The organism is Pantoea conspicua (assembly GCF_002095315.1).
Classification (GTDB): Bacteria; Pseudomonadota; Gammaproteobacteria; order Enterobacterales; family Enterobacteriaceae; genus Pantoea; species Pantoea conspicua.
Genome location: NZ_MLFN01000014.1, coordinates 64,999 through 75,747, shown reverse-complemented (window position 1 = coordinate 75,747; position 10,749 = coordinate 64,999). Strand labels below are relative to the sequence as shown.

Here is a 10,749-nt window from a genome sequence, read left to right as displayed (position 1 = left end):
ATCTTCGATTGGCAGCAGGAACGGCATATCGATCGCACGCTGTGGTTCTGGGATGTAGTTATCCAGATGCTCAGCCAGTTCGATGATTTTCGCTTCCCACTCAGCTTCGCCTTCCAGCGCTTTCAGCGCAGAACCACGAACGATTGGGGTGTCGTCGCCTGGGAAGTCATAAGCTGACAGCAGGTCACGAACTTCCATCTCAACCAGTTCCAGCAGCTCTTCATCATCAACCATGTCACACTTGTTCAGGAACACGATGATGTAAGGAACGCCAACCTGACGACCCAGCAGGATGTGCTCACGGGTCTGTGGCATTGGGCCATCAGTCGCAGCAACAACCAGGATCGCGCCGTCCATCTGCGCAGCACCGGTGATCATGTTTTTCACATAGTCGGCGTGGCCTGGGCAGTCAACGTGTGCGTAGTGACGAGTCGGGGTTTCATACTCAACGTGTGAAGTGTTGATGGTGATACCACGTGCTTTCTCTTCTGGTGCGTTATCGATCTGATCGAATGCACGCGCCTGGCCGCCGTAAGTTTTAGACAGTACGGTGGTGATAGCTGCAGTCAGGGTGGTTTTACCGTGGTCGACGTGACCGATGGTGCCCACGTTTACGTGCAGTTTGTTACGCTGAAATTGCTCTTTCGCCATGGCGATAATTCCTTACGTTGTGCCTTCACCATCTGGGTGAAGGCATCAGTTCAAATTTAAACCGTAGCTTATTTGCTACGAGCTTCAATAACGGCCTGCGCTACGTTGTTTGGCGCATCGTCATACTTCAGGAACTCCATGGAGTAAGAAGCACGACCTTTGGTCAGAGAACGCAGCTGAGTTGCGTATCCGAACATCTCAGACAACGGAACTTCAGCGTGAATCTGAACGCCAGTAGCGTTAGATTCCTGCCCTTTGAGCATACCACGACGACGGCTAAGGTCACCGATGACATCACCCGTGTTCTCTTCTGGCGTTTCAACTTCAACCTTCATGATAGGTTCAAGCAGAACAGGTGTCGCTTGTTTAAAGCCTTGTTTGAAGGCAAGAGACGCGGCCAGTTTAAACGCCAGTTCTGAGGAGTCGACATCGTGGTAAGAACCGAAGTGCAGACGCACGCCCAGATCCACAACCGGGTAACCAGCCAGAGGGCCTGATTTCAGCTGCTCCTGGATACCTTTGTCAACCGCAGGGATGTATTCACCAGGAATCACACCACCTTTGATGTCGTTGACAAATTCGTAGCCTTTCGGGTTCGAACCTGGCTCCAGTGGGTACATGTCGATAACAACATGACCATACTGACCACGACCACCAGACTGCTTGGCATGTTTACCTTCAACATCGGTAACTTTGGTGCGAATCGCTTCACGGTAAGCAACCTGTGGTTTACCCACGTTTGCTTCAACGTTGAACTCACGCTTCATACGGTCAACGATGATGTCGAGGTGCAATTCACCCATACCGGCGATGATGGTCTGGTTAGATTCTTCATCAGTCCATACGCGGAATGATGGGTCTTCTTTTGCCAGACGGCCCAGAGCCAGACCCATTTTTTCCTGGTCAGCTTTGGTTTTTGGCTCAACGGCGATAGAGATTACCGGCTCCGGGAACTCCATGCGCTCAAGGATGATGACGTTATCTGGGTCACACAGGGTGTCACCAGTGGTCACATCTTTCAGGCCGATCGCAGCGGCGATATCACCCGCACGAACTTCTTTAATCTCTTCACGCTTGTTAGCGTGCATCTGAACGATACGGCCCAGACGCTCACGGTTTGACTTAACCGGGTTGAACACGGTGTCACCGGTGTTAACAACACCAGAGTAAACGCGGAAGAAGGTTAAGTTACCCACGAACGGGTCGGTAGCGATTTTGAACGCCAGTGCAGCAAACGGCTCGTTGTCATCAGAGTGACGAACAGCCGGCGTGTCTTTACCGTCGTCCAGCATACCGTTGATCGCGGTAACGTCAGTCGGTGCTGGCAGATATTCAACAACTGCATCCAGCATCGCCTGAACACCTTTGTTCTTAAATGCAGAACCACAGGTAACCAGGATAATTTCGTTGTTCAGAACACGCTTACGCAGAGATGTTTTGATCTCTTCTTCAGTCAGTTCTTCACCACCGAAGAATTTCTCCATCAGCTCATCAGAGCCTTCAGCAGCGGCTTCAACCAGCTTCGCATGCCATTCTTCAGCCAGTTCCTGCATATCAGCTGGAATATCTTCGTAGTCGAAGGTTACACCCTGGTCTGCGTCGTTCCAGTTGATTGCTTTCATTTTCACCAGGTCAACAACACCAGTGAATTTCTCTTCTGCGCCGATAGCCAGCTGCAGAGGAACTGGAGTTGCGCCCAGACGAACTTCCATCTGGTTAACAACTTTCAGGAAGTTAGCACCCATGCGGTCCATTTTGTTAACGAACGCAATGCGTGGAACTTTATATTTGTTAGCCTGACGCCATACGGTCTCAGACTGTGGCTGAACGCCACCAACTGCACAGTAAACCATTACCGCGCCATCAAGCACACGCATAGAACGTTCAACTTCGATGGTGAAGTCAACGTGTCCTGGGGTGTCGATGATGTTAATGTGGTGTGGTTCAAACTGCTTGGCCATACCAGACCAGTAACAGGTGGTCGCAGCGGAAGTGATGGTAATACCACGTTCCTGTTCCTGCTCCATCCAGTCCATGGTTGCTGCGCCGTCATGTACTTCACCGATTTTGTGGTTTACACCGGTGTAGAACAGAACGCGTTCGGTAGTGGTAGTCTTACCGGCGTCGATGTGCGCACTGATACCGATATTACGGTAGCGAGCAATGGGTGTTTTACGAGCCATTTGATTCCTCTGATTCTCGGACGTTCAAGGTAAGTCGACCCCAGCGGGTTGGCTAATTGAGCGCCCGCTGGTTTAACAACTACGTGGTTATTACCAACGGTAGTGAGCGAACGCCTTGTTGGCTTCTGCCATGCGGTGAACGTCTTCACGTTTCTTAACTGCAGTACCTTTGTTCTCTGCAGCATCAGAAAGTTCGTTCGCCAGGCGAAGAGCCATTGATTTATCACCGCGTTTACGAGCAGCTTCTACGATCCAACGCATTGCCAGAGCATTACGACGAACCGGACGGACTTCTACTGGTACCTGATAAGTAGAACCACCAACGCGACGTGACTTAACTTCGACAGTCGGACGCACGTTTTCCAGGGCTACTTCAAAGGCTTCCAGTTCGTTTTTACCTGAACGCTGAGCCAGGGTCTCAAGCGCGGTATAAACGATTGATTCAGCAGTAGATTTTTTACCATCTACCATCAGGATATTGACAAATTTGGCCAGCAGCTCTGATCCGAACTTAGGATCTGGCAGAATTTTACGCTGACCAATGACGCGACGACGTGGCATGGAAATACTCCGTTGTTAATTCAGGATTGTCCAAAACTCTACGAGTTTATTTTGACATTTAATTTAAAACGTTTGGCCTTACTTAACGGAGAACCATTAAGCCTTTGGCTTCTTCACGCCGTACTTGGAGCGAGCCTGCTTACGGTCTTTAACACCTGAGCAGTCAAGCGCGCCACGAACGGTATGGTAACGCACACCTGGCAGGTCTTTTACACGACCGCCACGGATCAGGATCACGGAGTGTTCCTGCAGGTTATGACCTTCACCACCGATGTAGGAGGTAACTTCAAAACCGTTAGTCAAACGCACACGGCAAACTTTACGCAGTGCTGAGTTTGGTTTTCTAGGAGTGGTGGTGTACACACGAGTACAAACGCCACGTTTTTGCGGGCAAGCTTCCAGCGCCGGCACGTTGCTCTTTGCAACTTTGCGGACGCGTGGTTTGCGAACCAGCTGGTTAACTGTTGCCATTAAATAGCTCCTGGATTTGCTTTTGCTTCGTAAACACGTAATAAATCGCCTCGTAGAATTACGAGGAGGCAGAATTTTAGGGCTGCGTCAAAAGGGTGTCAAGAAATAACCAGGTTTTAGACGATTACCAGGTCATTTGTTGTGGATGCTTTACCGTCAGTGCGACGAATCCAGTATAGTCCACCGGACGCACATTGGTCGAAATTTGTCCAGTCAGGCCGCGGGCGCGAAGATCTTCCTCCAGCACCCACAGTGCTGCTGCACAGCCTGAAAGCTGCTGCAGCGCCCGACTTCCGGCTAAAGCGGCAAGCACGCCATCCTGCAACAGCAGTATGTCGTCATCTGCGCCCGCCATTAACAGCAGCGTCTCAAGATCGCTGTAGGCCGGTGAGTGCAGGAGTGTGTGCAGCATGAAAAGCCTCTAAAAGGTAAGAATGCGATCGTAACCGGCCAGTGTCTGACGCAGTTCCAGCGCAGACAATAGCGTAACATCCATTACCCGGTCGGCGTCAACCTGCATTCCACGCGCGGTCAGCGACGCCTGACAGAGATAGCAGTGATCGATGTCGTACAGCGCCAGCACGCCAAAGGTCGGCGCATAGTGACGACTGGCAATCGCGTCGGGCTGCTGCTGTGAATTGAGCTGCAGCACGCCATCGCCAATAAAAAATAACCCGATATCCTCGCTCAGCGCACCGGTTGCCAGCGCGGCATCCAGCCCCTCACGTCCTGCGCTGCTGCCATGCGGCGCGCGGGTAAAGACAAAAGCCACCCGATTCATCAGAATTGCACCAGGCGTTCGCAGCCTAACGCGGCTTCGGCCAGCGCACCCAGACCGCTCAGGGTAAAGCCGGGCTGAAGATTACTGGCGGGCAGTTGCAGGCGTGCCGCTTCCTGTTCATCCGTGACGCCACGACGCAGCGCAGCCGCCACACAGATATTAAGCGCTACGCCCTGCTGTTGATGCAGTGCCTGCCAGCCCCGAACCACATCATATTCATCACTGGCTGGCGCGGTCAGCTGGTTCGCATTCAGCACCCCTTCACGATAGAAGAAGACGCTTTCAAGCTGATGACCTGCCGCCAGCAGCGCATGGGCAAACAGCAAGGCACTGGTCGCCTGCTGCGTGCCGTAAGCCGGACCGCTAACCAGTAAGGTGTAACGCATTACCGATCCTGCCCCTGAAAATCGCCGTTTTTGAACTGACGAATATAGAGATAGACAGTGTGCTTCGAAATGTTGAGCCGATCGGCAACCTGGTTAATCGCATCTTTAATATCGAAGATGCCCTTCTCGTACAGGTTCAGCACAATCTGGCGATTCTTGGCGTTGTTGGACACATTGCGGTCAGCGCTGACCTCTTCAATCGTGAACTCCAGCGTCTGCATCACCAGGTCATCAACGGAACTGGCAAAGTTGACGCTGGAGTCAACCTGCTGCATCTCCGGCGGCATAAAGGTCGACATAATCTGAGAGAACGGCACATCCAGGTTCATGTTAATACAGAGCAGGCCAATCACCCGCTGCTGCCGGTTGCGGATCGCAATGGTGACCGACTTCATCAGCACGCCGCTTTTGGCGCGGGTGAAGTAGGCGCGGGAGACGTTACTGTCGGCGCCGTGCATGTCATGCAACATCCGCAACGCCAGATCGGTAATCGGCGATCCCACCTTACGGCCGGTGTGCTCACCATTGGCGATACGCACGGCGGAACATTTCAGATCTTCCAGCGAGTGAAGCACAATTTCACAGTGTGAACCGATCAGCATCGCCAGGCCATCGACGACAGCCTCGTATGATTTCAGAATATCGTAATCTGTTTGCTCGAACGGGCGCTGCTCCAGCAGATCGAAGTCGCTCAGTTCACCGGGATTGAATGGATTAGACATTGAAGAGATCACCCTGAATGGCTGGAGCCTGTCACAGCGGCTTATGGGCAGACTCAATATTGGGATAATTAGGCAGGCGTTAGTCTGGCAAATGTCGTCGGCTTATGCCAGTGGTTTGTCATGATGCAGAAATGAAACCGCCGCCCGAAGGCGGCGGTGAGCAGATTACTGAGCTTTTTTCGCGTCAGCCGCAGGTGCCTGCGCTTTTTCGTCTGCTTTAGGGGCCGGTTTGATATCAAGCAGCTCGACATCAAACACCAGCGTGGAGTTAGCCGGAATACCCGGAACGCCATTTTTGCCGTAAGCCAGCTGTGGTGGGATCACCAGCTTAATCTTACCGCCTTTCTTCACATGCTTCAGACCTTCGGTCCAGCCCGGAATTACACCGTCCAGACGGAAGGAGAGCGGCTCACCACGGGTATAGGAGTTATCGAACTCGGTACCGTCGATCAGCGTACCTTTGTAGTTCACAACAACCGTATCGCTATCGGTAGGGGCGTCACCGCTCCCTTCTTTCTCGACTTTATACAGCAGGCCGCTTTCCGTTTTCTTCACGCCGCTCTCTTTCGCGAACTTAGTTGCGTAAGCGTCACCCTTCCCGGCGTTCTCTTTCGCATCTTTTTCCATTTTCGCAGAAGCTGCGCCTTTCACGCGGCCTTCAAACGCCTGCAGCGTCTGCTCGATCTCTTCATCAGAGAGCTTGCTCTTGCCGCCAAATGCATCCTGAACACCGGCAATCAGCTGTTGCTTATCCAGTTTGATGCCCAGTTTTTCCTGTTCCTTCAGGGAGTTGTCCATGTAGCGACCCAGCGAGGCACCCAGCGCGTAGGCAGATTGCTGGTCTTCATCTTTGAAGGCAGCATTTTTCGGTGCCTGAGGAGCAGACTGTGGCGCAGCAGCCGTTGCCGGTGCAGCAGCGGTTTCTGCCGCCATGCTCAGCGGGGCATTCAGCGCAACGGCCATAGTGGTAGCTAACAATGTGACTTTAAACAGTGATTTCATCCATTCTCCAAAACCGAAGCGTCTAACCTCGGGAATCATTGCGGACTTCAGAGTCCACACTATAACTTTACGTGGCAGTGGCGAACACTACCACAATGTAATTACCCGGTTAACCTCCGACCTTTTTTGCATCAGGAAGTTTCATCAGAGATGATGCCGCGCTGCGCTTTTTCAAGCGAGACGCCGCAGATAGTTTAAAAATCAGGTGATTCTTTGCTGCCAGGCCGTAGAATCACGCCCGAGTCGCACCTTAACAGAGGAACAGGTCATGCAACAATCTGAGTGGGAACAGCGTCTGGAGACGCTAGAGAGCAAACTGGCCTTTCAGGAGATGACCATTGAGCAGTTAAACAGCGCAGTGGTTCAGCACGAACTGGAGATGAATAAAATGCGTGAACAGATGCGTATTCTGACCGACAAGCTCAAGGCTAACGCGCCGTCGATGGTCGCGTCACAGTCTGAAGAGACGCCGCCGCCGCACTATTGATTTGATGCCAGCGCATCCTGACAGGTTAAACCCGCGCGCTGCAGCCAAAAGAAAGGCCACCCGAAGGTGGCCCTGAAGCGGATAATCAGACTTAGTGGCTGCAGCCACAACCGCCCGTACCGCAACCGCCTTTACCGTGATCGTGGTCGTGGTCATGACCGTGATCATGGTCGTGATGATGACCGTCTGCACCGTGAACGTGACCATGGGCCAGTTCTTCCGGTGTGGCTCCACGAATCGCAACCACTTCAACGTTGAAGTTCAGGTTCTGACCCGCCAGCATGTGGTTACCATCAACCACGACGTGATCGTCTTCCACTTCGGTAATTTCTACCGGCACCGGGCCCTGATCGGTTTCTGCCAGGAAGCGCATGCCAACCTGCAGTTCGTCAACGCCCATGAAGACGTCTTTCGGTACACGCTGCACCAGGTTGTCATCGTACTGGCCGTACGCGTCGTTTGCCGGGATATGCACGTCAAACTTGTCGCCTGCTACGTGGTTTTCCAGCGCATTTTCCAGACCAGAAATCAGGGAACCATGACCGTGCAGATAGTCTAACGGTGCACTCACCGGTGACTCGTCAACTAACACGCCGTCTTCTGTACGTACCTGATAGGCCAGGCTTACCACCAGGTCTTTTGCTACTTTCATGATATCTCCTAACCGTTGAGAGCTGAGATCCCGTCTCATTGGTCTATTCTTGCGTGCAATAACACCAACCAGAAAGGTTCGGGGCTGAGTGCAAGAGGTATTAACCTTTTCTCTTGCGACCTCAGCGTTAATGGCGTCAATTGTAACGGAATTCAATCCCGCTGTAAGTTTAAGCTTAAAAAAAGCTGAGCCATTACGCTACTCGGGATGGAAAATTCCGATAACCTGCTCGTTGGTACGAACCTGATCGCGCGCCTGCTTATCAGCCTCACGCATCTGGTGGCCGCACTTAACGCACTCCACCACATCGACATTGTTTTCACGCCACATCGCCAGCGTGTCTTTTTCCTGGCAGTGCGGACAGGTCGCACCGGCAATAAAACGTTTACGCATGATATTTCGCCTGTTTAATCACGTTATTCATCATCATCCCAGCCATCCAGCTGCCGCTTCTCCTGCTGCATTTCCCGCTGGAAGATATCCTCCAGTTCACGCCGCGCTTCACGAACGCGTGAAACCTGCGCGCTGTCAGTGAGATTCGGCATCAGTTCACGCAGCATCCGCATATCCAGCCGGCGGAAATGCTGCTGGGCGCGATGCGCCTGATGCGGATGCATTCCCAGTGACATCAGCGTCTTACGTCCCAGCTCCAGCGCACTGGAGAACGTCTCACGCGAGAACTGGGTGACACCCGCCTGCAACAACTCGTGTGCTTCGACACGGCCACGGGCACGCGCCAGAATCTGCAGATGGGGAAAATGCTGCTGACATAAATGGACAATCGTCATCGCATCTTCAGGTTCGTTACAGGTAATAACGATCGACTGCGCGCTGGCGGCTCCGGCGGCGCGCAACAGCTCCAGTTCGGTTGCATCACCATAATAAACCTTATAGCCATATTTCCGCATCAGGCTGACTACGCTGATATCGCGCTCCAGCACGGTAATACGGCTATGGTTCGCCATCAGCAAACGGCCCACAACCTGCCCGAATCGGCCAAAGCCCACCACAATCACCTGCGGCTGATCGTCCTCGACAAACGGTTTTTCCGCCTCGTCGTCCGGATCATTGAAACGGCGCGCCAGCAGGCGGTCAATACCCTGCATCAGCAGCGGCGTGGTCATCATCGACAGCGTCACCGTCACCAGCAGCATCGGCAGCTGATCGCCGGAAAACAGCTTCGCCGAGGCGGCGGCAGAAAACAGCACGAAGGCAAATTCGCCACCCTGACTCAGTACACCGGCAAACTGCTGGCGTTCGGAACTGCGCAGTCCGTATACCCGCGCCAGCACATAAAGCACCAGCGTTTTTACCACCACCAGCGTCAGCACGCCGAGCAGGATGGTCATAATATGGGTATAGAGCACACCCAGGTTGAGCGCCATACCGACCGAAATAAAGAACAGCCCAAGCAGCAGTCCTTTAAACGGATCGATGGCGACTTCCAGCTCGTGCCGATATTCACTCTCCGCCAGCAGGATCCCGGCGATGAAAGTCCCGAGCGCCATCGACAGGCCGAGCGCGTCCATAAACAGCGCCGATCCCAGCACCAGCAACAGCGAGGCGGCGGTAAACACTTCGCGCACGCCGGAAGCCGCGATATAACGGAAGATCGGCCGTAACAGATAGCGGCCGCCCACCAGCATGCCGGCAAAGGCCAGCACCTTCATGCCCACCTTCATCCAGTCGATATGGCCGCTATCGGTGCCCGCCAGCAGCGGAATCAACGCCAGCGCCGGGATGACCGCGATATCCTGAAACAGCAGCACCGAAAAGCCGAGCTGGCCCGATTCGCTGCGGTTCATGCCTTTATCCATCATCAACTGTAACGCCATGGCGGTAGAGGACATCGCCAGGCCAATCCCGCCAATCACCGCCGCCTGCCAGCTAAAGTCGGTCAGCCACAATAAGCCGCCCAGAATCGCCGCCGAGAAAATCACCTGTGCCGCGCCGACGCCAAATATTGAACGGCGCAGCGCCCACAGCTTGGCCGGATTCAGTTCCAGCCCGATGATAAACATCAGGAAGACCACACCGAGCTCAGAGAAGTGCAGGATCTCATCAACGTCGCTGATAAACCCTAATCCCCACGGGCCGATGGCAATACCCGCCACCAGATAGCCCAGAACGGCACCGATACCGAGGCGAGCCGCCACCGGAACGATCAGTACTGCCGCCACCAGATAGATCACTCCCGCGGTCAGCAGCGTTTGTCCTTCCATTTACATCCCTCCATTCGGCAACGGCGCTGCCAGCCAGTCGCCATAAGCGCGGGCATAATTTTTCATTAAATCGGGATTCTGACGGCGCGCCCAGTAAACCACCATCGGCGGCATCCAGTGCATGCGGCACATCCGCGCCGTCAGTTCGAAAGGCCGCATAATATCGTTCATCGAATAGCGATTCAGACCCTGGTGCTGAAAGGCACTTTCCGGTTCGCCAGTGGTGACCACGCTGCGCCAGTATTTCCCTTCCAGCGCATTGCCATCGACGCCGTTGGCAAAGCCGCGCGACAGCACCCGATCCAGCCACTCTTTCAGCAGTGCCGGACAGCTGTAGGTATAGAGCGGATGCTGGAAAATGATCACCTCATGGTCGCGCAGTAGCTGTTGTTCATGATGAATGTCGATAAAAAAATCGGGATAGGCCGCGTACAGATCGTGCACCGTGACATGTTCCAGTGCCTGAGCCGGCTGCAGTAAAATCCGATTGGCAATCGAATCCTGCGATTCCGGATGGGCATACAGCAGCAAAACTCTGGGTGGCTGCGACATCCTTTCCCTCCAAATCGTCGTCATTGGTGCGGTTTTCCGCTACCATGCACGACGCAGCAAAATCTCATTATGTTGCCAG

The 10,749-nt window shown here is 53.6% G+C and carries 14 protein-coding genes; 1 reads left to right on the top strand and 13 read right to left on the bottom strand.

Going from position 1 to position 10,749, the window contains the following annotated elements; translation table 11 throughout:
- From HA41_RS07660 to fkpA, 9 genes are all read right to left on the bottom strand, one after another.
- Positions 1–651: GTP-binding protein (locus tag HA41_RS07660; RefSeq protein WP_143807281.1), on the bottom strand; the 651-nt coding region annotated here is incomplete at its 3' end.
- A 68-nt stretch (positions 652–719) separates the two neighbouring features.
- Positions 720–2,834 (bottom strand): elongation factor G, encoded by a 2,115-nt coding sequence (gene fusA, locus HA41_RS07655; RefSeq protein ID WP_031376823.1) that lies wholly within the window; start codon positions 2,832–2,834, stop codon positions 720–722.
- A 90-nt stretch (positions 2,835–2,924) separates the two neighbouring features.
- A complete protein-coding gene (rpsG, locus tag HA41_RS07650) occupies positions 2,925–3,395 on the bottom strand; it encodes a 30S ribosomal protein S7 (protein ID WP_013510774.1) in 471 nt (156 codons plus the stop codon).
- A 96-nt stretch (positions 3,396–3,491) separates the two neighbouring features.
- On the bottom strand, positions 3,492–3,866 hold the full coding sequence (gene rpsL, locus HA41_RS07645) for a 30S ribosomal protein S12 (RefSeq protein ID WP_024015376.1): 375 nt from the start codon (positions 3,864–3,866) through the stop codon (positions 3,492–3,494).
- Positions 3,867–3,990: 124 nt separating this feature from the next.
- Positions 3,991–4,278: a sulfurtransferase complex subunit TusB gene (gene tusB, locus HA41_RS07640; protein WP_094120267.1), complete on the bottom strand. Its 288-nt coding sequence runs from the start codon at positions 4,276–4,278 to the stop codon at positions 3,991–3,993.
- A gap of 9 nt (positions 4,279–4,287) precedes the next feature.
- A complete protein-coding gene (tusC, locus tag HA41_RS07635; RefSeq protein WP_094120266.1) occupies positions 4,288–4,647 on the bottom strand; it encodes a sulfurtransferase complex subunit TusC in 360 nt (119 codons plus the stop codon).
- Positions 4,647–5,033 (bottom strand): sulfurtransferase complex subunit TusD, encoded by a 387-nt coding sequence (gene tusD, locus HA41_RS07630; RefSeq protein WP_094120265.1) that lies wholly within the window; start codon positions 5,031–5,033, stop codon positions 4,647–4,649. Before tusD ends, tusC begins: the two co-directional genes overlap by 1 nt.
- Positions 5,033–5,755 (bottom strand): helix-turn-helix transcriptional regulator, encoded by a 723-nt coding sequence (locus HA41_RS07625; protein WP_009087612.1) that lies wholly within the window; start codon positions 5,753–5,755, stop codon positions 5,033–5,035. The genes tusD and HA41_RS07625 overlap by 1 nt, the downstream gene beginning before the upstream one ends.
- A gap of 165 nt (positions 5,756–5,920) precedes the next feature.
- Positions 5,921–6,757, bottom strand: coding sequence for an FKBP-type peptidyl-prolyl cis-trans isomerase (gene fkpA / locus HA41_RS07620; protein WP_094120264.1), 837 nt, complete (start codon positions 6,755–6,757; stop codon positions 5,921–5,923).
- A 268-nt stretch (positions 6,758–7,025) separates the two neighbouring features.
- Here fkpA and HA41_RS07615 point away from each other — a divergent pair, with 268 nt between their 5' ends.
- Complete coding sequence (locus HA41_RS07615) at positions 7,026–7,244, top strand: SlyX family protein (protein WP_013359251.1); 219 nt, start codon at positions 7,026–7,028, stop codon at positions 7,242–7,244.
- A gap of 91 nt (positions 7,245–7,335) precedes the next feature.
- Here HA41_RS07615 and slyD read toward each other — a convergent pair whose 3' ends face one another.
- The 4 genes from slyD to kefG form a co-directional block, all read right to left on the bottom strand.
- Positions 7,336–7,896 (bottom strand): peptidylprolyl isomerase, encoded by a 561-nt coding sequence (slyD, locus tag HA41_RS07610; RefSeq protein WP_094120263.1) that lies wholly within the window; start codon positions 7,894–7,896, stop codon positions 7,336–7,338.
- 198 nt (positions 7,897–8,094) lie between these two features.
- Positions 8,095–8,289, bottom strand: coding sequence for a YheV family putative zinc ribbon protein (locus tag HA41_RS07605; protein WP_010253033.1), 195 nt, complete (start codon positions 8,287–8,289; stop codon positions 8,095–8,097).
- A 23-nt stretch (positions 8,290–8,312) separates the two neighbouring features.
- On the bottom strand, positions 8,313–10,118 hold the full coding sequence (gene kefB, locus HA41_RS07600; RefSeq protein WP_094120262.1) for a glutathione-regulated potassium-efflux system protein KefB: 1,806 nt from the start codon (positions 10,116–10,118) through the stop codon (positions 8,313–8,315).
- The gene (gene kefG / locus HA41_RS07595) at positions 10,119–10,670 is read right to left on the bottom strand and encodes a glutathione-regulated potassium-efflux system ancillary protein KefG (RefSeq protein WP_094120261.1); all 552 of its coding nucleotides are present in this window, start codon (positions 10,668–10,670) and stop codon (positions 10,119–10,121) included.
- Positions 10,671–10,749: the final 79 nt, after the last annotated feature.

Bases quoted from the DNA above. Each gene is read 5' to 3' on its own strand.
- HA41_RS07615 (WP_013359251.1), top strand. From the start codon at position 7,026: ATGCAACAATCTGAGTGGGAACAGCGTCTGGAGACGCTAGAGAGCAAA.
- tusB (WP_094120267.1), bottom strand. From the start codon at position 4,278: ATGCTGCACACACTCCTGCACTCACCGGCCTACAGCGATCTTGAGACG.
- kefG (WP_094120261.1), bottom strand. From the start codon at position 10,670: ATGTCGCAGCCACCCAGAGTTTTGCTGCTGTATGCCCATCCGGAATCG.
- tusD (WP_094120265.1), bottom strand. From the start codon at position 5,033: ATGCGTTACACCTTACTGGTTAGCGGTCCGGCTTACGGCACGCAGCAG.
- rpsG (WP_013510774.1), bottom strand. From the start codon at position 3,395: ATGCCACGTCGTCGCGTCATTGGTCAGCGTAAAATTCTGCCAGATCCT.
- fkpA (WP_094120264.1), bottom strand. From the start codon at position 6,757: ATGAAATCACTGTTTAAAGTCACATTGTTAGCTACCACTATGGCCGTT.
- kefB (WP_094120262.1), bottom strand. From the start codon at position 10,118: ATGGAAGGACAAACGCTGCTGACCGCGGGAGTGATCTATCTGGTGGCG.
- rpsL (WP_024015376.1), bottom strand. From the start codon at position 3,866: ATGGCAACAGTTAACCAGCTGGTTCGCAAACCACGCGTCCGCAAAGTT.
- tusC (WP_094120266.1), bottom strand. From the start codon at position 4,647: ATGAATCGGGTGGCTTTTGTCTTTACCCGCGCGCCGCATGGCAGCAGC.
- slyD (WP_094120263.1), bottom strand. From the start codon at position 7,896: ATGAAAGTAGCAAAAGACCTGGTGGTAAGCCTGGCCTATCAGGTACGT.
- fusA (WP_031376823.1), bottom strand. From the start codon at position 2,834: ATGGCTCGTAAAACACCCATTGCTCGCTACCGTAATATCGGTATCAGT.
- HA41_RS07625 (WP_009087612.1), bottom strand. From the start codon at position 5,755: ATGTCTAATCCATTCAATCCCGGTGAACTGAGCGACTTCGATCTGCTG.
- HA41_RS07605 (WP_010253033.1), bottom strand. From the start codon at position 8,289: ATGCGTAAACGTTTTATTGCCGGTGCGACCTGTCCGCACTGCCAGGAA.